Consider the following 19,073-nt stretch of genomic DNA (forward strand, 5'->3'; position numbering starts at 1 on the left):
CCGCCCTCCCCGTGCGACCCGCACGCACTCCGTCACGGTAGGCGACCAGCCTAGGCCATGGGGCACATCACCCGGGCGGCGTGCTCGGGCACGACGGGGCAGACTGCACCCCGTGCTCGCTTCGTACGAACGGCGGATCCGGCTGCCGCCCGACGCACGCTCCGCGGGCCGCGCCCGACGGATGCTGCAGGACGCGCTCGCCGCGCCCGGCAGCGGCGTCGACGCGGACGGGGTCGACGCCGACCTGGTGGACACCACCGTCCTGCTGGCCAGCGAGCTCTGCGAGAACGCGGCGATCCACGCCGGCACGGAGTTCGAGCTCGAGCTGACCGTCGACGACACGGCGCTGACCGTCGCCGTCACCGACCGCGGTGCCGGCCCGCTGGAGCTGCACCTCGCCCAGCCGCGTCGGCAGTACGGGCGCGCGGCCTCGCACGGCCGCGGCCTGGAGATGGTGGCGCGGCTGGCGTCGCGGTGGGGCACTCGGCACGAGTCCGACGGGCGGCACGCCATCTGGTTCGTGATGGACCGGCCCACGGTCACCGCCGCGCCGCGGCGCGGCGACACGGAACGGGCGCAGGGCGAGTGGGCCCAGCGGGTGTGGTCCGAGGCCGAGCAGGCCCGCTGGCTGCTGCACGTGCCACCGGCACTGGTCGACCGGCTGCAGCCGATGGAGCTCGTCAGCGAGCTGCTGCGGCGGCTGCGCGAGCTGCTGGGTGCCGACGCCGTGCGCGTCGAGGTCGACGAGGGCGACGGCTCCGGGCCGCAGGAGGTGGCGCGCGACGGGGCCGGGATCGGCACCACCGTCGCCGTGCCGCTGCCGCTCACGCCGCCGCTGCGCGGCACCCTGGAGGTCGTCACGGCGGGCCCGCCCGAGGAGGAGCGCACCCGCGACCTCGTCGAGCTCATCGCCTACCGCGTCGCGATGGCCGTCGAGTCGCGGTGGCTGCGCGAGGTCGACCAGCGCCGCCGGGCCTGGATGACCTACCTCGCCGAGACCAGCGAGCTGCTGGGCCAGTCGCTCGACGTCGAGTTGGCGGTGGCCGTGGTCCCGCAGGTGGTGGTCCCGCGGCTGGGCCGGTGGTGCGCGGTGCACCTGGTGGACCAGGCCGGGCGCCTGCGGCTGGCCGCCTTCACCCACGCCGACGAGAACGAGCTCACCGAGCTGCGCGCCGTCCTCGATCCCGACGCCCGCCCGGGCCTGCCCGCGCAGCTGCGCACGGAGCTCTCGGCGCTGATCCGCGACGGCCGGAACCCGGCGCGGTTCGCGGTGCCCACCGACGGTCTCGCCGTGGCGCTGCGGGCCCGCGGCGCGACGATCGGCACGCTGGTGGTCGGGCGGCCCGACGGGCGGCCGCACAGCCCCGAGGACGTCGTGCTGATCGGGGACATCGCCCGCCGCGCCGCGCTCGCGATCCACAACGCGCAGAGCACCGCCGCGCACGTGGCGGTGTCGCAGGCCCTGCAGCATGCCCTGCTCCCCCGCGCCCTGCCGATCGCGCCGGGCGTCGACTTCGCCGCCGAGTACCTGCCCGCCAGCACCGGCAGCGACGTCGGCGGCGACTTCTACGACGTGCTGACCGTCGACCCGTCGCACTGGCTCGTGTCCATCGGCGACGTCTGCGGCAAGGGCGCCCGCGCCGCGGCCCGCACCGGCCTGGTCCGCGACGTGCTCCGCGTGCTGGTGCGCGGCGGCCGCACGCCGCAGGACGCCGTGCTGATGCTCAACGACGTCATGATGGAGGCGGGCGACCCGCTGCAGTACTGCACGCTGGCCACGGCGATGGTCAGCCGGCCGCGGCCCGGCGGCCCGCCCGGCCTGGACGTCGCGCTGGTACTGGCGGGGCACCTGCAGCCGGCGGTCGTCCGGGCGGACGGCACGGCGGAGCTGGTGGGCCGGTTCGGCACCGCCGTCGGGCTGATCCCGGGCATCACGCTGGAGACCACGCACCACCACCTCGCCCCGGGCGACACCCTGCTGGCCTACACCGACGGGGTCACCGAGCGCCGCCGCCGCCACGAGCACTTCGGCGCCGACCGGCTGCTCGCGGCGGCCGCCGGCGCGGCCGGGGGCGGCGCCGCGCAGGTGGTGGCGGCGGTCCGCGAGGAGGTGGAGCGCTTCTCCCGCGACCGGCGCGGCGACGACATCGCCCTGCTGGCGGTGCGGGCGACGCCCTGAGCCCGAAGGGAGTGGCGGCCGGCACTGCGCCCGCTGTGCGGGCGGCGACGGGCCGGGACCCGACATCCAGGGGCTCGCCGACCCGTTCCCGTTCCACCCCACCGGGATCGGCTCGCTGCGGGTCGCCTCGTCCGTGGCGCGACTGGTGGCGCCGCCCGCCACCCGGTAGACAGCGCACCGTGTACCGGGTGCTGCACGTCGACCTCGACCAGTTCATCGCGGCCGTCGAGATGCTGCGCCGCCCGGAGCTCGCCGGGCGGCCCGTCGTCGTGGGCGGCCAGGGCGACCCGACCCGGCGCGGGGTGGTGGCCACGGCGTCGTACGCGGCGCGGGAGTTCGGCGTCCGGTCCGGGATGCCGCTGCGCACCGCCCTGAAGCGCTGTCCCGACGCGGTGTTCCTGCCCAGCGACAAGCCCGCGTACGAGGAGGCGTCCGGGCGGGTGATGGACGTGCTGCGCGGCCTGGACGCGGTCGTCGAGGTGATGGGCTGGGACGAGGCGTTCCTCGGCGTGGAGGCCGACGACCCGGTGGCGTTCGCGCAGGATGTGCGGCGGGCGGTGCTCGAGGCGACCGGGCTGCACAGCTGCGTCGGGATCGGTGACAACCTGCTGCGCGCGAAGACCGCGACGGAGTTCGCGAAGCCGCCCGACGGCTCGGGGGTGTTCACCCTCACCGCGCAGAACTGGGACGCCGTGATGGCGCACCGGCCCACGCGGGCGCTGTGGGGCGTCGGGCCGAAGACCGCGGCGAAGCTCACCGGGCGCGGGATCCACACCGTGGCCGACCTCGCCGCCACGGACCCGGCCGCGCTGGCCGCCGACCTCGGCCCGACGATGGGGCCGTACTACGTGCAGCTCGGCCGGGGCATCGGGCGCACGGTGGTCGAGGGCACGCCGTGGGTGCGGCGCTCGCTGAGCCACGAGACGACGTTCCCGGCCGACCTCACCGACTGGGACGACGTCCGGGCCGAGGTGGTGACGCTGGCCCGGCAGGTGGCGGCCGACCTCCTGAAGGAGGAGCGCGACGTGGCGCGGGTGGCGGTGAAGGTCCGCTTCGCGCCGTTCACCACCCGCACCCGCAGCGCCACGCTGGAGGCGCCCACCACGGACGCGGCGGCGTTGGAGGCGGCGGCCCTGCGGGTGCTGGGCCTGTTCACCCCCGGCCGGGCGGTCCGCCTGCTCGGGGTGCGGGCGGAGTTCACCCCGCAGTCGTGAGCGGATATCGGTGCGGGAACACCGTTATCCGCGCACGGGCCGCGTCAGCGGCGTTCCAGCCAGCGGACGGCCTCGTCCACCGTGGCCACGGTGGGCACGTCGGGGGCGGGCGGGCGGTCCAGCAGCACCACCGCCACGCCCAGCTCGCGGGCGGCCACCAGCTTCGCCGCGGTCATCGCCCCGCCGCTGTCGCGGGTGACCACGACGTCGATGCCGTGCTCGCGCAGCAGGCCGCGTTCCGCGTCGGCGGTGAACGGGCCGCGGTCCAGCACGAGGTGGTGGCGGTCCGGGAGCGGCGGGGGTGGGGAGTCCACCGCCCGCAGGAGGAACCAGTGCCCGTCCATCCCCGCGAACGCGGCGAGGTCCCCGCTGCCGGTGGCGAGGAACACCCGCTCCCCCATGCCGTCCACGAGACGCGCCGCCGCGGCGGCGTCGGGGACGCGGTGCCAGCGGTCCCCCGGGCCCGCGACCCAGCCGGCGCGGCGCAGCACCAGCAGCGGGACCCCGGCCGCGGCGGTGGCGGCCACCGCGTGGTCGGTCATCGTGCGGGCGAAGGGGTGGGTGGCGTCGACCACCGCGTCGACCGCGTGCTCCACGACCCAGCGGCGCAGGCCCTCCGCCCCGCCGAACCCGCCGATCCGCACGTCGCCCGACGGCAGTGACGGCACCGCCACCCGTCCGGCCAGCGAAGAGGTGACCGCGAAACCGGTCCGTCCGTGCAGGGCCGACGCCAGCTGCCGCGCCTCCCCGGTGCCGCCGAGGACGAGGACGTTCACTCCCGGCGCCGCAGCAGGTAGGTGTCCATGATCCAGCCCTTGCGCGCCCGCTCCCGGGCCCAGACCTCGCGGATCTCGTCCTTCACGGCCTGCAGGTCGCCGTGCACGAGCACCTCGTCGGCCGAGCCGACGTAGGCGCCCCAGAAGATGTCGAGGTCGGTGTCGGGGAGGTCGGCGAACGCGTTGCGGGAGTCGAGCATCACCACCACGTCGTCGGCGTCGGCCGGGAAACCCCCGGCGGCGAGCCGGCGTCCGGTGGTGACGGTGAACGGGCGCCCGACCCGGTTGAGGATCAACCGGTGCGCGGCCGCGAGGGCCTGCACGCTGCTGATCCCGGGGATCGAGACCACCTCGAACGGGACCGCGTCGATCTTCTCGAGAATGCGCAGGGTACCGTCGTAGACGGCGGGGTCGCCCCACACCAGGAACGCCCCGACCTCGTCCGGCCCCAGCTCGTCGGTGATCATCCGGGCGTACACGGCCTCGCGCCGGTCCTGCCAGTCGACGACGGCGGCCTCGTACGCCCCCGCGGCCCGGTCACGCTCGGGGTCCGGGGCCCCGACGACCCGGTGCGGACGCGTCACGTGCCGGGCCAGCAGCTCCGTGCGCAGGGCGGCCAGGTCGGACTTCGCCTCGCCCTTGTCGATCGTGAAGAAGACGTCGACGCGGTTCATGGCGGCCACGGCCTGCAACGTCAGATGGTCGGGATCGCCCGCCCCGATGCCGATGACGTAGACGGTGCGCACTAGCTCTCCGGCGGATCGGCGAGGTCGGCCACCCGCACGACCAGCGCGCCCGGCTCGATCCGCATCCGCAGCTCGGAGGCCTCGCCGATCGGGTCGCCGTCGATCTGGGAGGGCTGGGGCTCGTCGGCCTCGATCACGATCGACGTGGCCTGCCAGTGCTCGACCCGCTCGTGCCCGCGGCGCTTGCGGCTCGCGATCCGTGCCGCCACCGCGACCCAGCCGGCGAGACCGGTCGGCGCGATGTTGACGATGTCGAGCCGCCCGTCGTCGATCTCGGCCTTCGGCATCAGCACCAGGCCGCCGAGCAGGGTGCCGCTGTTGCCGACGAGCACCGTGCGGGTGCGGCGGCGCATCGGCTCACCGTCGTCGAAGGTGAGCGTGACGCGCGTGCGGCGCCCGCGCATGGCCCGCAGTCCCGACACGACGTACGCGAGCGGCCCGACCCGGCTCTTGAGCCCTTCGGGGGTGTTCTCCATGATCGCCGCGTCGAACCCGGTGCCCGCCATGACGAGGAACACGCGCTCGTCCTCGGCGCCGTCCACCCGGATGCGGCCGACGTCGATGGGGCGGTCGTCGCCGGTGAGCGCCACCCGGACGGCCGCGACGAGCTCCAGCGGCGTGCCGAGGGTCTTGGCGAGGAGGTTGCCGGTGCCCTGCGGCACGAGGCCCATCGCGACCCCGGTGCCCGCGAGGGCCTCGGCCACCGCGCGGACGGTGCCGTCGCCGCCGCAGGCCAGCACCACGTCGGCGCCCTTGTCCACGGCGTCCTGCGCCTGGCCGGTGCCCGGGTCGTCCACCGTGGTCTCGATCCACAGCGGCTCGGCCCAGCCCAGACCGGTGCAGACCGACGCGATCCGGTCCCGCGTGCCGTTCTCGATCTTCGTCGGGTTGACGACGACGGCGGGGACGGGCCGGTCCTCCTCCTCGGCCTGCAGACGGTCCTGGGCGGCCACGGCACGCCGCTCCCTTCCGATCACGAACGCGACGGTCCCGAGGACCAGGACGGCGACCAGCACCGCAAGCGCGACGAACCACCACTCGGCAGGCACGGCGGAACCCTATGTGGAGGGCCCACTACCCGAACGGTCAGGGAGCGGTGTACTCCAGCCCCAGGTCGGAGGCCACCTGCTCGTCGGTGAGCGCACCGCGGTGGGTGGACAGGCCCCGGGCGAGGCCCGGGTCGGCGGCCAGCGCGGCCTCCCAGCCCTGGTTCGCCAGGCGCAGCACGTAGGGCAGCGTGGCGTTGGTGAGGGCGTAGGTGGAGGTGTTCGGCACCGCGCCGGGCATGTTCGCGACGCAGTAGAAGACCGAGTTGTGCACCCGGTAGGTGGGATCGGCGTGCGTGGTGGGGCGCGAGTCCTCGAAGCAGCCGCCCTGGTCGATGGCTATGTCGACGAGCACCGAGCCCGGCTTCATCCGGCTGACCAGCTCGTTGCTGACCAGGCGCGGCGCGCGGGCGCCGGGGACGAGCACGGCACCGATGACGAGGTCGGCCTCGAGGCAGGCCTTCTCCAGCTCGTGGGCGTTCGAGACGAGGGTGCGGACGCGGCCGGCGTAGCGCTCGTCGAGGTGGCGCAGCTTGGCGACGTCCAGGTCGAGGACCGTGACGTCGGCGCCGAGGCCGACGGCCATCGCGACGGCGTGCTGGCCGGAGACGCCGGCACCGATGACGACGACCGTGGCGGGCGCCACGCCGGGCACGCCGCCCAGCAGCACACCGCGCCCACCCGACGCGGCCAGGAGCGCGTTCGCGCCGGCCTGCGGGGCCAGGCGGCCCGCGACCTCGCTCATCGGGGCGAGCAGCGGCAGGGAGCCGTCGGGCAGCCGGACGGTTTCGTAGGCGATGGCGGTGGTGCCGGAGTCGAGCAGCGCCTGCGTGCACTCCAGCGACGCGGCGAGGTGCAGGTAGGTGAACAGCACCTGGCCCTCGCGCAGCCGGTGGAACTCCTGCGCGACGGGCTCCTTGACCTTGAGCAGCAGGTCCGCGGACGACCAGACCTTGTCGGCGTCCTCGACGATGTGGGCGCCGACGGCCTCGAAGTCGGCGTCGCTGATGGAGCTGCCGAGCCCGGCCCCCTGCTCCACGAGCACCTCGTGCCCGGAGCGGATGAGCTCGTGTGCCCCCGAGGGGGTCAGCGCAATGCGGAACTCATTGTTCTTGACCTCACGGGGCACACCGATTCGCATCACTCTAGAATGAAGATCCTGCCGATATGCTGCAAGCGAGCCGCAGATGATTCTCAGGAGGCCCGTCATGCCGCTACCACCTGCGGGAGCAGTCCCGGCGAAAGCCCTTCCACCGCAGGAAGTTCGCCTGGACGGCACCGACCGCGCCCTGCTGCGTGCCCTCGTGGACGACGCCCGCATCTCGAACAAGGACCTGGCCGCGCGGGTGGGCATCGCCCAGTCCACGTGTCTGGCCCGGGTGCGGGCACTGCGGGACAGCGGAGTGATCCGCGGCTACCACGCCGACATCGACCCCCGGGCGCTGGGCCACGGCCTCCAGGCCATGATCGCGATCCGGCTGCAGCCCGACGCCCGCACCGCGATCCGCGAGTTCGTCGCCACCCTGAGCCGACGCCCGGAGGTACTGGAGGTGTACTTCGTGGCCGGCGCCAACGACTTCCTCGTGCACGTGGCCACGGCCAGCACGGACGAGCTGCGCGACTTCGTCGCCGACCACCTCAACCGCAACCCCGCGATCGCCGGCACCGAGACGAACCTCATCTTCGAGCACACGAGGGCGGCCGGCCGCCGCGTCTGAGGTGCGGGACGGGCGGCGGCACGGGAGGCTGGACCCATGCGAGTACTGGTGACCGGTGCGTCCGGGTTCGTCGGCGGCCGGTTGTGCCCGGCCCTGGAGGCAGCGGGCCACGAGGTGCTCGCCATGACCCGCAGCCCCGAGCGGTACTCGGGGGCGGGCAAGGCCGTGGCCGGCGACGTCCACGACGCCGCCTCGCTCGACACCGCGCTGGCCGGCTGCGACGCCGCCTACTACCTCGTGCACTCGCTCGACGACCCCAACTTCCAGGAGCGCGACGCCGAGGCCGCACGCACGTTCGCCACGGCGGCGGCGAAGGCCGGCGTCACCCGGATCGTCTACATGGGCGGGCTCGGCGACGACGCCGACGACCTCTCGGCCCACCTGCGCAGCCGCCGCGAGGTGGAGGAGCTGCTGGGCTCGGCCGGGGTTCCGGTCACCACGCTGCGCGCGGGGATCATCGTCGGGCACGGCGGCATCTCCTGGGAGATGACGCGCCAGCTCGTCGAGCACCTCCCCGCCATGATCACCCCGCGCTGGGTGCGCACCCGGACGCAGCCGATCGCGGTCGCCGACGTCGTGCGGTACCTGGTCGGTGTGCTGGAGGTGCCGGAGACCTCCGGCCGGGCGTTCGACGTGGGCGGCCCCGACGTGCTCGAGTACGTCGAGATGCTGCGGCGGGTGGCCACCATCGAGGGCCGCACGATGATCGTGGTGCCGGTCCCGTTCCTGTCGCCCCAGCTGTCGTCGCGCTGGCTGTCGTTCGTCACCGACGTCGACGTGCAGACGGGCCGCTCGCTGATCGACTCCATGGCCAACGAGGTGGTGGTGCGCGACGACAGCATCCGCGGGCTCGTACCGTTCGAACCCATGGACTACGACGAGATGGTGCTGGCGGCGCTCGGCGAGCGAGCGAAGGCGGCCCGGGCATGACGGTCCTCGACCGGGCCATCCGGCGCCTGCCGAAGTGGCTCACCGAGAAGGTGCCCCGCGACCACTGGGAGACCGACGAGGCGTTCCACCGCCGCCGAAAGGTCGTGGTCGGCACCGCGCTGGCCGGGGCGGGCGTGCTCGGGGCGTCGCTCTCGACCAGGCCCGACTCCCCCCAGTTCTACGGCCTGACCGCCGCCACCGCGGCCACCTGGGTGGTCGGCGGGCTGGTGTCGGGGCCGCTGCACCTCGGGCGCAGTCTCGGTCCCGGGGGCACGCTGCGCCGCCCGGTGATCACGCCGGTGGCGCTGGGCGTGGGCGCGTTCGGCCTGTTCTACGGCGCCGCACTCGTGGCACGGAAGATCCCGGTGCTCGACCGCGCCATCTCCTCGGTGCTCAGCTACGCCGACCAGGGCGACAACGGCCTGGTCCTGCTCACGACCCTGTCGAACGGGGCCGCCGAGGAGGTGTTCTTCCGGGGCGCGCTCTACGCGGCGTTGACGGAGAAGAACTCCGTGGCCGCGTCCACGGGCGTGTACATGCTCGCGACGGTGGCCACCCGCAACCCGGCGCTCGTGCTCGCGTCCGGGGTGATGGGGGCCCTGTTCGGCCTGCAGCGCCGGGCGACGGGCGGCATCCAGGCGCCGCTGCTCACGCACCTGACGTGGTCGACGCTGATGCTGCGCTACCTGCCCCCGCTGTTCCGCAAACACCCCGAGATGCCGGTCGAGGCTCAGGACTGACCCGCCTCAGCCGGGGCGCACGGCCGGCGCACCCACCACGAGGTGCCCGCCGACGACGCGCGCGTACCCGGCGATCGTGGACCCGCCGTGGTCCGTCGCGTTGAGCAGGAAGCAGCCGCCGAACTGCGCGACGACCTCGGCCGGCACCGTCAGCCGGTAGCCGCGGGCGCCGAACGGGGTGCCGCGCCGGCCACCCCCGCGATGATCGCGCCGATCCGCTCGCCCACCGGGGAGCTCACGGCTCGAACGTCGCGTCCACCTCCACCACGACCTCGACGACGAGCGGCTCGTGGCGCCCGGCCAGGGTCGGCACGACCTCGTCGAGCACGCTCAGCAGCCCGGCGTGGTCCTCGACCCGCACGGCCGGGCAGCCGAGCGCCTGCGCCATCCCGCTCACGCTGACCTCGGTGAACGCGGGCCACGGGGCCTTGCCGTCCCCGTGCCGCTCGGCGAGCCGGTCCATGATCGCGTAGCGGCCGTTGGCGAGCACGAGGAACAGCACGCCGGTGCCGTAGTGCGCCGCGCTCCACAGCGCCTGGACCGCGTAGAGCGAGGACCCGTCGCCCACCACCGCGACGACGGGCGTGCCCGGCCGGGCCATCCGCACCCCGACCGCGGCCGGCAGCGCGAACCCGAGCCCGCCCATGGCCGCCGACAGGAACCCGAGCGGGGCCCGCGCGGGCAGCAGGCGGTGCAGGTCCGGGCGGCTCGACGGCGTCTCCTCGATGACGACGGTGTCGGCCGCGACCCGCTCGGCCAGGGCCGCCAGCACGTGCGCGGCCCGCAGCGGCTCCCCGTCGGCGGGGGGTTCCGGCGGCACGGCACGGGGCACGCGGGCCATGAGCGGACGGGCCGCGACCCGTGCGGCGAGCACCCGGCACACCGCCGCGGGAGGCGCGAGCACCGCGAGGTCGACGGGGCTGTGGTGCGCGTCCTCGGCGTCGTCGGTGACCAGCGCGACGCGGGTACCGGCCTCGACGAACGGCCCGGGCTCGTAGGGGTACTGCCGGAACACCGGCGCCCCGACCGCGAGCACCACGTCGTGCGGGGACAGCAGGGCGCGCAGCCGCGCCCGGCCGGCGGGCAGGTGCCCGGCGAACTGCGGGTGGTCCTGGGGGAACCCCGCCCGGGCGGCGAACGCCTCCTGCCACACCGGGCAGCCCAGCCGTTCCGCGAGCGCGACCAGCGCCTCCCAGGTCGCCGGGTGGTCGGCGTCGGCGCCCACCACCAGCGCGGGCGCGACCGCACCGTCGAGCAGCGCGACGAGCCCGTCGAGCGCCTCGGGATCCACCCCGGTGGCGCGCCGCAGCACGGACGGCGCCGACGGGCCCTCCTCCCCCGCGGGCGCCGACCAGTCGTCGCTGGGCACGATCACCAGCGCGGGCCCGCGGCCGGCCCGGGCCTCGTGCCAGGCGCGGGCGACCGCGCCCGGCACGTCCTGCGGGCGCGCGGGCTGGTTCACCCACACCGGGTAGCGCCCGGCGAGCCCGTCGAGCTCACCGGCCAGGAACGGCACGGAGGCGAGGTGGCGGCGGTCCTGCTGCCCGACGATCACCACGAGCGGGACGCGGTTGACCCGGGCCGTGGCCAGCGCGCCGACCGCGTTGCCCAGCCCCGCGGTCGTGTGCAGGTTGACCAGCGCGGGGGCGTCCCGCGCGGTCGCCCAGCCGGTGGCCATGCCGACGACGGAGCCCTCGTGCAGGCCGAGCACGAAGTCGACGTCGTCGGGCAGGTCGACGAGGAACGCGACCTCCGTGGAACCGGGGTTGGCGAAGATCGTGGTGAGGCCGTGGCGGCGGAGGACGTCGAACGTGGCGTCGCGGACCGTCCTCATGCGGTCGTGCGCCCGGCCGCCGCCACGCCCGCCGCACCCACCGCCGCGACGGCGGCGAACAGGAAGAAGCCCCACGGGAACGCGACGCCGGCCGCGAGCAGCGGCGCCGTGACCAGCGGGCCCGCGATCGCCCCGATGCGCCCGACCCCGCTCGACGCACCGAGCGCCGTGGCCCGGGCGGCGTCGGGGTAGCGCTGCCCGACGTAGGCGTAGACGAGCACCTGCGAGCTGAACGTGAAGATGCCGGCCAGCAGCACCGTGCCGTAGATGGCGACGCCGGGCAGGCGCACGGTGAGCAGCGCCAGGAACACCGCGGCGAGGACGAACCACACCAGCGCCGCCGTGCGTGTCCCGATCCGGTTGGCCACCTGGCCCGCGACGAGCAGGCCGATGACCGCGCCGACGTTGAGGGTCAGCAGCAGCGCGAGCGAGGCGCCGAGCCGGTAGCCGGCCGCGATCATGATCTGCGGCAGCCAGGTGTTGAGGCCGTAGACCAGCAGCAGGCCCATGATCGACGCCAGCCAGAACGCGAGCGTGGCGCGGCGGTAGCCGGGCCGGAAGAGCACGGCGACCGGGTTCCCGGTCCCCTTCCCGCCTTGCTGCGCGAAGACCTCCGACTCCGGCAGCCGCAGCACGAGCGCCGGCAGCAGCAGCACGGCGATCAGGCCGCCGATGACGAACATCGGGCGCCAGCCCAGGCCCAGCGAGGAGATCACCACGATCCCGAGCAGCGAGCTGAGCACCGCCCCGGCGTGGTAGCCGGTCATCATCGTGGTGGTGGCGCTGCCCGCACGCCCGCGGGGCGCGGTCTCGTTCACCATCGCCAGGGCCACGGGCAGCACCCCGCCCAGCCCGATGCCGGCGAGGAAGCGCAGCGCGCCGAACGTCCAGGGGTCCTGGGCGAACGCGCAGGCCAGCGTCAGGATCGAGAACACGACGACGGTGCCGATCATGGCCCGGCGCCGCCCGACGAGGTCGGTGACGGGCCCCACCACCAGCGCCCCGACCATGACGCCGACCAGCCCGACCGTCGCGATCAGGGCCGCGGTACCGGGGTCGAGCCCCCAGGACGGTTCCTTCAGCAGCGACGGGATGACGACGCCGAGGACGACGAGGTCGAACCCCTCCAGCGCGATCGTCACCCAGCACAGCGGCGCCACCCAGCCCCTGCGCGCACTCGTCGACCGCCCCGCCACCGACTCCGTCGTCATGCCGGGCAGTATCGGCAGGGGAGCCCGGGTCTGTCTGCCTCTCCTCCCACTCAGCGGAGAGCGCGGGTGACCCCGGCCGCGGCCACCCGCACCGCCGGGACCAGCAGCTGCAGGTTCCCGGTGGCGCTCGGCACCACCGCCGACAGGCTCGCCACCACCTCCCCGTCGGGGGCGGTGATGGGCGCGGCGACCGTGGACGTGCCCTCGGTCATCTCGTCGCGCGAGAGGCAGTAGCCGGCCCGGCGGATGTCGGCGAGCGCCCGGCGTAGCTGGACGGGATCGGTGATGGTGCCCGAGGCCAGCCGGGGCAGACCCCGGTCCAGCACCTCGTCGACGAACTCCGGCGGGGCGTGGGCGAGCAGCACCTTGCCGGGCCCGCTGCCGTGCAGCGGCAGCTTCCGGCCGACCCGCGAGCGCACCCGGACCTCGACGTGCCCGGCGAGGCGTTCCAGGAACAGGGCCTCGTGGCCGTCGAGCACCACGAGGTGCACGAGGTGGCCGGTGACGGCCGAGAGGTCCTGCATCGACGGCAGCGCGGCGTCACGCAGGTCGCGGGCCACCGGCGCGAGCGAGCCGACCTGCCACAGCCGCAGCCCGATCCGGTAGCGGCCGCGCGCCACCCGCTCCAGCGCGCCCCACTCGACGAGCTCCGCGACGAGCCGGTAGGCCGTGGCCGAGGGCAGGCCGGTGGCCGCCGCGATCGCGCCCAGCGACAGCTCGGGGCGGTGGTCGGAGAACGCGCCCAGCACGGCCAGCGCCCCGTCGAGCACCGACCGGCCGGCCTGCCGCGTCCCCCCGGCCACCGGCTACCCCTCGAGGAAGGCGGCCAGGCCGTCGAGGAGGCGGTCGACGTCGCCGTCGTGGACGTAGGGGGCGAGCCCGATCCGCAGCGCGCCCGTGTCGCCCAGCCCGAGCCGCCGCGACGCCTCCAGCGCGTAGAAGGAGCTGGCCGGGGCGTTGACACCGCGCGCGGCCAGGAACTCGTAGGCGGCCTGCTCGCGGCCGCCGAGCCCGAGCAGCAGCGTGGGGGTGCGGTGCTCGGCGCGGGAGTACAGCGTGACGCCCGGCAGCTCGGCCAGCCCCTTCTCGATGCGCTCGCGCAGCGCGTCCTCGTGGGCCTCGACGGCGGCCATGGAGTGCAGCAGCCGCTCGCGCCGGGCCCCGGAGCCGGGGACCAGGTCCGCCAGGACATCGACGGCGGCGGTGGTGCCGGCGAGCAGCTCGTAGGGCAGGGTGCCGAGCTCGAAGCGCTCGGGCACGGCGTCGGAGGAGGGTGCCAGCTTCTGCGGGCGCAGGGTCTCCCAGAGCGCGGGCGCCGCGGCCACGACGCCGCAGTGCGGGCCGAGGAACTTGTAGGGCGAGCAGGCGTAGAAGTCGGCGCCCAGCGCCTCGACGTGCACGGCGGTGTGCGCGGAGTAGTGCACGCCGTCGACGTAGGTCAGGGCCCCCGCCGCGCGGGCGAGGTCGGTGATGGCCCGCACCGGGGGCCGCGTGCCGATCAGGTTCGACGCGGCGGTGACGGCGACGAGCCGGGTGCGCGGCGAGAGCACGGCGGCGACGTCCTCCTCGGTGAGCTCGCCGGTGGCGGGGTCGAAGTCGGCCCACCGCACGGTGGCCCCGACCGCCTCGGCCGCCAGCACCCACGGCCGGATGTTCGCGTCGTGGTCGAGCCGGGTGACGACCACCTCGTCGCCCGGCTCCCAGGTGGCGGCCAGCGTGCGGGCCACGTCGAACGTCAGCTGGGTCATGCTGCGCCCGAACACGACGCCGCCCCCGGTCCCGTCACCCACCGTCGCGCCCAGCAGGTCGGCCATCGCGGCCCGCGCGCCGAGCACGATGTCGTCGGCGGCCCGTTCCGCGGCCGTGACCCGGCCGCGGTTGGCCAGCGGCGAGGTCATCGCGGCGGCGACCGCCGCGGCGACGGCCTCGGGCACCTGCGAGCCGCCCGGCCCGTCGAAGTGGGCGTAGCCCGCCTCCAGCGCGGGGAAGCGGTCGCGGACGGCCTGCACGTCGTAGCTGCTCACGCCGATCACCCTGTCACGGGTCCGGGGCCCGACACCACACGGTGCAACAGGGCGGCGACCCGCTCGACCGTGGGCGGGCGCCACGCCCGCAGCACCACGCCGTCGGCCGCGGCGGTGAGCGCATCGGCGGTCGGGAACCTCGAACCCGACGACGGGCCGACCCCGTTGCCCGCGCCCGCGCGGCAGCGGCGATGATCGGGGGCGTGCACGTGGCCCCCGATATCCGACCGTCCGACCGGTCGGTCGCGGGGCGGCCGGGATCCCGTCTGCTGCGCCGCTGGACGGCGGGGCTCCCCGCCGCGCTGTGGCGGGCCGCCCGGCGCGTGCCACTCGCGGCGTCGATCGTCGCCCTGGCGTGGTCGATGGGGCTGGCCACCGGATCGCTGGGTGGCCCGCGCCCCCGCATGCTGCACCTCATCGGCACCGGGATCGCTCCCCTCCAGGCCGGCCGCTGGTGGACGCCCGTCACCGCGATGCTCTGGTGGGGCGGTCCGGGCGGCTACATCGGCGCCACCGCCCTGGTCCTCGTCGCGGGCAGCGTGGCCGAGCGGCGCATCGGCACGCGGCGGGCGCTGGCGATCCTCCTCGGCACGCAGGTCGCGGGCACGCTCGTCGCACTCGCCGGCATCTCCGTCGGCCGGGCCGCCGGTGGGGCGTGGGCCACGGCGCTGGCCCACCAGCTGACCATCGGCATCGCCCCGGGTGCGATCGGGCTGGCGCTCGCGGCCAGCAGCGGGCTCTCGGCGCTGTGGCGCCGCCGGCTGCGGGTGGTGCTCGTGGTCGGGCTCGTGATGGTCGTCGCCTACTCCGGCCAGCTCTCGGACGTCGTGGCCCTGACGGCCGGGATGATCGGCCTGGTGCTCGGACGCCGGGTGTTCCGCACGCACGGGCCGGGTGAGGGGGGCACCGGCCCCCGGCGGCGCGCCGGTCGTCCCTCCCAGGCCGAGACGCGCGTGCTCGTCGCGCTGCTCGTGGCCGGCTCGGCGGTGGGACCCGTGGTCGCCGCGCTCGCCCAGGCCCCCATCGGGCCGCTGTCGGTGCTGCAGTACATCGTGCTGTCGCCCCCGCCGTCGGCGGCCACCGTCCAGCGGGTGTGCGCCACCGCGCCCGTCGCGGAGTGCCGGGAGTTCCAGGCCCGCCTGCGGCTGTCCGGTGTCGGCCCCGCCATCGCGGCCGTCGTGCCCGTGCTGCTGCTGCTCGTGGTCGCCGAGGGGCTGCGCCGCGGGCGCCGCGCCGCCCGCCACGTCGGGATCGGGCTGAACCTGCTGCTCGCCGCCCTGGGTGTCGGCTTCGCGGTCGTCGTGGGCTCCACCCCCGAGCGGCAGCTGGTGGTGTTCGGCGGGGCGCCGGGGGTGCAGACCGTTCTGGGCCTCGTGCTGCCGTCACTGCTGCCGCTGGCCGTGGCCGTCCTGCTGGTCGTCACCCGTCGCCAGTTCGACGTCAAGGCGCCGCACGGCACCTACCGGCGCCTGGCCGGGGTCTGCGCCGCCACGCTCGGCGTGGTGTCGGCATTGTTCCTCGGCGGGGGCACGGCCGTCGCGCAGCAGTTCGACCGGCCCCCGACGACCATGGCCCTGCTCGCCGAGCTGCCGCTGCGGTTCCTGCCGCCGGGCTACCTCGGTGAGGTCGAGCCGGACTTCCTGCCCGAGGGCTACCTCGCCACGCTGCTGTTCGAGTGGACCGGCACCGCGTTCTGGCTGGTGGTGGCGGGCGGCCTGCTGCGCGCGTTCACGCGTCCGCGGTTCGAGGAGGCCGGCGCCGACGCGGCACGGGCCCGTGCCCTGCTGGAACGGCGCGGCGGCTCCGACCTCGGCTGGATCACCACCTGGCCGGGCCACCACTACTGGTTCGGTCCCGGCGACCGCACCGCCGTCGCGTACCGCGTGATCAACTCCGTGGCCCTGACCACCGCCGACCCCATCGGCTGCGCACCGGAGGGCCCCGACGCGCTCGGCCCGACCGTCGAACGCTTCGCCGAGTTCTGCAGCCGGCGGGGCTGGACGCCCGCGCTCTACAGCGTCACCTCCGCCACCCGCGACGCCACCGCCGGGCTCGGCTGGAACGCGGTGCAGGTAGCCGAGGAGACCGTGCTCCCGCTGGACGGCCTGGAGTTCACCGGCAAGAAGTGGCAGGACATCCGCACCGCGTTCAACAAGGCCGAGAAGGACGGCATCACCGCCGAGTGGCTGTCCTACGACTCGGCGCCGCTCGCGCTCACCGACCAGATCCGGGCGATCAGCGAGGAGTGGGTGGCCGACAAGGGCCTGCCCGAGATGGGTTTCACCCTGGGCGGGCTCGACGAGCTGGCCGACGACGCCGTGCGGTGTCTCGTCGCCGTCGACGCGGAACGCACCGTGCACGGCGTCACGAGCTGGATGCCGATCCACCGCGACGGCCGCGTCGCCGGCTGGACGCTCGACTTCATGCGCCGCCGCAGCGCGGGTGGGTTCCGCGGCGCCATGGAGTTCCTCATCGCCTCGGCGGCGCGCGACCTGCGCGACGAGGGCTACGAGCTCCTCTCGCTCTCGGGCGCCCCGCTCGCGCAGACCGACCGCCCCGAGGAGGGGCCGGTCGGGCGCCTGCAACGCGTGCTGGACCTGGCGGGCCGCACGCTGGAGCCCGTCTACGGCTTCCGGTCGCTGCTCGCGTTCAAGGCGAAGTTCCAGCCGCGCTACGAGCCGCTCTACCTCACCTATCCCGACCCGGTGGCGCTGCCCGCGATCGGGCTCGCGATCGGCCGTGCCTACCTGCCGGGCATGAAGACCCGCCAGTACGGCCGGCTGCTCAGCCGGCTGCGCCCGTAGGCGGCTGGGCGGCTGGGCGACTGGGCGACTGGGCGACTGGGGGGCTACCAGGCGGCGGGATCGCCCGGATCGGAGTCGGCCGGGCCGGGATCGGCGCGGTGGCGGCCCTGGCGCAGGCCCCGCTGGTAGGTGCTGAGCCGGTCGCGGACGCGGTCGGGCACCCGGTCCGGGTGCTCGACCTCCGGCACCCCGGCCCCGCCGCGCGGTGGTGGCACGAGCTGGTTGCCGGGACGCCGACGGGGCAGGCCCGTGGCCGTCTGGGCCTCGGGCTCCGGACGGGCGGCGCGCTCGGCGGCGGCCCGCCACTCGACGTCGCTGGGGGTCTCCCAGTTGCGCGGCCCGCCGCCGGCCGGCGTGCCGTTCCCGGGATCACCGCCCTCGCCGCCGCCGTGGCGGGGACCCGGGCGTGCGGCGCCCGTCGCGTGCCCGTTGGAGTGCCCGTTCGCGTATCCGTTGACGGGGCTGCGGGACTGCCCGATGTGGCGGGCGGGCGCGGGATCGGGCTCGTCCTCGCGGAACCAGGCCGAGGCGACCGCGGCGAAGATCGGGGTGGCGTCGTCGTCCGCGGGATCGTGGGCGAGATCGGCCATCGGCCCGAACAGCTCGTCGACCTGCGATCCGGCCGACGGCGCGTGGTCGGAGGCCCGGTCGGACGGAACGCCGTCGTGACCGTTGCGGCCGCCGCCGTTCGTGCGGTGCCCGAGATCCGGGACGAGGGGCGTGAAGTCCAGCCGCTGGGCCCCGGGCGGGGGCGGCTCCAGGAGGGTCGACTCGGCGAGCATCCGGTCCAGCGGCAGGGGACCCGACAGGGGGTCGAGCTCGTCCGCGGCCCGGAGGTCGGCGGGCTGCGGACCGGTCTGCCGGAGGTCGGGCTGCCGGTCGGGCGGCGCGGCGGAGCGCCGCAGGTCGGAGCCGAAGGCGAGGGGATCCGCGGCCGGGTCGGGCTCGCCGCGCAGGCGGGTGACGTCCGGGCGCGGGGCGGGACGCGTGTCGGGGCCCGGAGCATCACCGAAGGGCTCGCGGGCGATCGGCCCGGGCTCCCGGTTCCGCCGCGCCGACCAGGCGGTCAGGCCGCGGTCGGGCTCGCGGGTCGGCGCCGGGTCGAGGGTGACGACCGACCCCGGGCAGTGGATGGTCGCGACGGGCCCCGCGTCCCGCGCGCCGCCGTCGGGCGAGCGCAGGACGATGCCCGACAGCGACCGCTGGGCCAGCCGCTGGGCCGCGCCCAGCGCGCGGCGGCCGCCCAGCCCCTCGGGGTCGTGACGGGTGGCCCCGCCGGCCCGGACCTCGACGACGACGCCGCCGGGCGCCTCGGCCGCGCAGCAGACGTCGACGCGGGCCCCGGGATAGACGGCCGTGACGTGGTCGACGACCTCGGCGAGGACGTGGAGCAGCTCGGTGGCGGCGGCGGGGGTGACGTCGGCGCCGGGGACCGTCCGGACGTCGACGCGGCGGGGTTCCTCGGCCGCGGACGCCGCGGCGGCGAGCACGTCGGCGAGGCGCCGGGCCGGGCCGGGCGGCACCCCGGGGTCCTGCCCGTGCAGCATGAGGAGGCTCTCGGTGTCGCGGCGCATCCGGGCGACGGTCTCGAGCAGCTCGGGGAGCCCGGCGGGCTCGGGCTGGAGCGGGTCGGACTGCATCCGGGCCAGCAGCCACCGGTGGCGGTCGACGCGGGCCTGCAGACGCCGGACGACGCCGGCGGTGGCGTCGATGTCGGCCGGGATCTCGCGCGGGCCGGTGTCGGGACCGCGACTCCAGCGATCCTCCCAGGACGGCCCGAGACCCGACGGTGCCTGACCCGACGGTGCCTGACCCGACGGTGCCTGACCCGACGGTGCCTGACCCGACGGT

16 protein-coding genes and 1 pseudogene are annotated in these 19,073 nt (G+C 75.7%); 6 read left to right on the plus strand and 11 right to left on the minus strand.

Features of this window, described 5'->3' with window-relative positions:
• Positions 1 to 112 precede the first annotated feature (112 nt).
• Complete coding sequence (locus BGP03_RS26795; RefSeq protein WP_296369974.1) at positions 113 to 2,179, plus strand: SpoIIE family protein phosphatase; 2,067 nt, start codon at positions 113 to 115, stop codon at positions 2,177 to 2,179.
• Between the two features lie 179 nt (positions 2,180 to 2,358).
• Complete coding sequence (locus BGP03_RS26800) at positions 2,359 to 3,393, plus strand: DNA polymerase IV (RefSeq protein ID WP_296369975.1); 1,035 nt, start codon at positions 2,359 to 2,361, stop codon at positions 3,391 to 3,393.
• A 44-nt stretch (positions 3,394 to 3,437) separates the two neighbouring features.
• Here BGP03_RS26800 and BGP03_RS26805 read toward each other — a convergent pair whose 3' ends face one another.
• The 4 genes from BGP03_RS26805 to ald are packed head-to-tail and all read right to left on the minus strand — an operon-like array spanning position 3,438 to position 7,102.
• Positions 3,438 to 4,169, minus strand: coding sequence for a cobalt-precorrin-6A reductase (locus tag BGP03_RS26805; RefSeq protein ID WP_296369977.1), 732 nt, complete (start codon positions 4,167 to 4,169; stop codon positions 3,438 to 3,440).
• Entirely contained in the window at positions 4,166 to 4,915 is a 750-nt protein-coding gene (gene cobF, locus BGP03_RS26810; RefSeq protein ID WP_296369979.1) for a precorrin-6A synthase (deacetylating), read from the minus strand. Before cobF ends, BGP03_RS26805 begins: the two co-directional genes overlap by 4 nt.
• Positions 4,915 to 5,964, minus strand: a complete 1,050-nt coding sequence (locus BGP03_RS26815; protein ID WP_296369982.1) for a diacylglycerol kinase family protein — start codon at positions 5,962 to 5,964, stop codon at positions 4,915 to 4,917. The genes cobF and BGP03_RS26815 overlap by 1 nt, the downstream gene beginning before the upstream one ends.
• Before the next feature lie 37 nt (positions 5,965 to 6,001).
• On the minus strand, positions 6,002 to 7,102 hold the full coding sequence (gene ald, locus BGP03_RS26820) for an alanine dehydrogenase (protein ID WP_296369984.1): 1,101 nt from the start codon (positions 7,100 to 7,102) through the stop codon (positions 6,002 to 6,004).
• Positions 7,103 to 7,169: 67 nt separating this feature from the next.
• Here ald and BGP03_RS26825 point away from each other — a divergent pair, with 67 nt between their 5' ends.
• The 3 genes from BGP03_RS26825 to BGP03_RS26835 are packed head-to-tail and all read left to right on the plus strand — an operon-like array spanning position 7,170 to position 9,349.
• The gene (locus BGP03_RS26825) at positions 7,170 to 7,679 is read left to right on the plus strand and encodes an Lrp/AsnC family transcriptional regulator (protein ID WP_296369986.1); all 510 of its coding nucleotides are present in this window, start codon (positions 7,170 to 7,172) and stop codon (positions 7,677 to 7,679) included.
• 36 nt (positions 7,680 to 7,715) lie between these two features.
• Positions 7,716 to 8,609: an NAD(P)H-binding protein gene (locus BGP03_RS26830; protein ID WP_296369987.1), complete on the plus strand. Its 894-nt coding sequence runs from the start codon at positions 7,716 to 7,718 to the stop codon at positions 8,607 to 8,609.
• The gene (locus BGP03_RS26835) at positions 8,606 to 9,349 is read left to right on the plus strand and encodes a type II CAAX endopeptidase family protein (RefSeq protein ID WP_296369989.1); all 744 of its coding nucleotides are present in this window, start codon (positions 8,606 to 8,608) and stop codon (positions 9,347 to 9,349) included. Before BGP03_RS26830 ends, BGP03_RS26835 begins: the two co-directional genes overlap by 4 nt.
• Positions 9,350 to 9,355: 6 nt before the next feature.
• Here BGP03_RS26835 and BGP03_RS26840 read toward each other — a convergent pair whose 3' ends face one another.
• The 6 genes from BGP03_RS26840 to BGP03_RS26865 all read right to left on the minus strand — a co-directional run bounded on the left by BGP03_RS26840 (position 9,356) and on the right by BGP03_RS26865 (position 14,627).
• Positions 9,356 to 9,496 carry a hypothetical protein gene (locus BGP03_RS26840; RefSeq protein WP_296369991.1) on the minus strand — a complete coding sequence of 47 codons (141 nt, stop codon included), beginning with the start codon at positions 9,494 to 9,496 and terminating at the stop codon, positions 9,356 to 9,358.
• An 88-nt stretch (positions 9,497 to 9,584) separates the two neighbouring features.
• Positions 9,585 to 11,183, minus strand: coding sequence for a thiamine pyrophosphate-dependent enzyme (locus BGP03_RS26845; RefSeq protein ID WP_296369993.1), 1,599 nt, complete (start codon positions 11,181 to 11,183; stop codon positions 9,585 to 9,587).
• Positions 11,180 to 12,394 (minus strand): aromatic acid/H+ symport family MFS transporter, encoded by a 1,215-nt coding sequence (locus BGP03_RS26850; protein ID WP_298797619.1) that lies wholly within the window; start codon positions 12,392 to 12,394, stop codon positions 11,180 to 11,182. The genes BGP03_RS26845 and BGP03_RS26850 overlap by 4 nt, the downstream gene beginning before the upstream one ends.
• Before the next feature lie 50 nt (positions 12,395 to 12,444).
• A complete protein-coding gene (locus BGP03_RS26855; RefSeq protein ID WP_296369996.1) occupies positions 12,445 to 13,197 on the minus strand; it encodes an IclR family transcriptional regulator in 753 nt (250 codons plus the stop codon).
• A 3-nt stretch (positions 13,198 to 13,200) separates the two neighbouring features.
• A complete protein-coding gene (locus BGP03_RS26860) occupies positions 13,201 to 14,424 on the minus strand; it encodes a cysteine desulfurase-like protein (protein ID WP_296370112.1) in 1,224 nt (407 codons plus the stop codon).
• Positions 14,424 to 14,627, minus strand: a complete 204-nt coding sequence (locus tag BGP03_RS26865; RefSeq protein WP_296369997.1) for a hypothetical protein — start codon at positions 14,625 to 14,627, stop codon at positions 14,424 to 14,426. Before BGP03_RS26865 ends, BGP03_RS26860 begins: the two co-directional genes overlap by 1 nt.
• Here BGP03_RS26865 and BGP03_RS26870 point away from each other — a divergent pair.
• Positions 14,622 to 17,222, plus strand: coding sequence for a DUF2156 domain-containing protein (locus BGP03_RS26870; RefSeq protein WP_296369998.1), 2,601 nt, complete (start codon positions 14,622 to 14,624; stop codon positions 17,220 to 17,222). The two genes, BGP03_RS26865 and BGP03_RS26870, sit on opposite strands and share 6 nt — an antisense overlap.
• 44 nt (positions 17,223 to 17,266) lie before the next feature.
• On the opposite strand, the pseudogene BGP03_RS26875 reads toward BGP03_RS26870, so the two are convergent.
• Positions 17,267 to 19,073, minus strand: a pseudogene (locus BGP03_RS26875) (hypothetical protein); the annotation flags it as partial.

Origin of the sequence: Pseudonocardia sp. 73-21, from assembly GCF_001899645.1 — a bacterium.
Taxonomy (GTDB): Bacteria; Actinomycetota; Actinomycetes; order Mycobacteriales; family Pseudonocardiaceae; genus Pseudonocardia.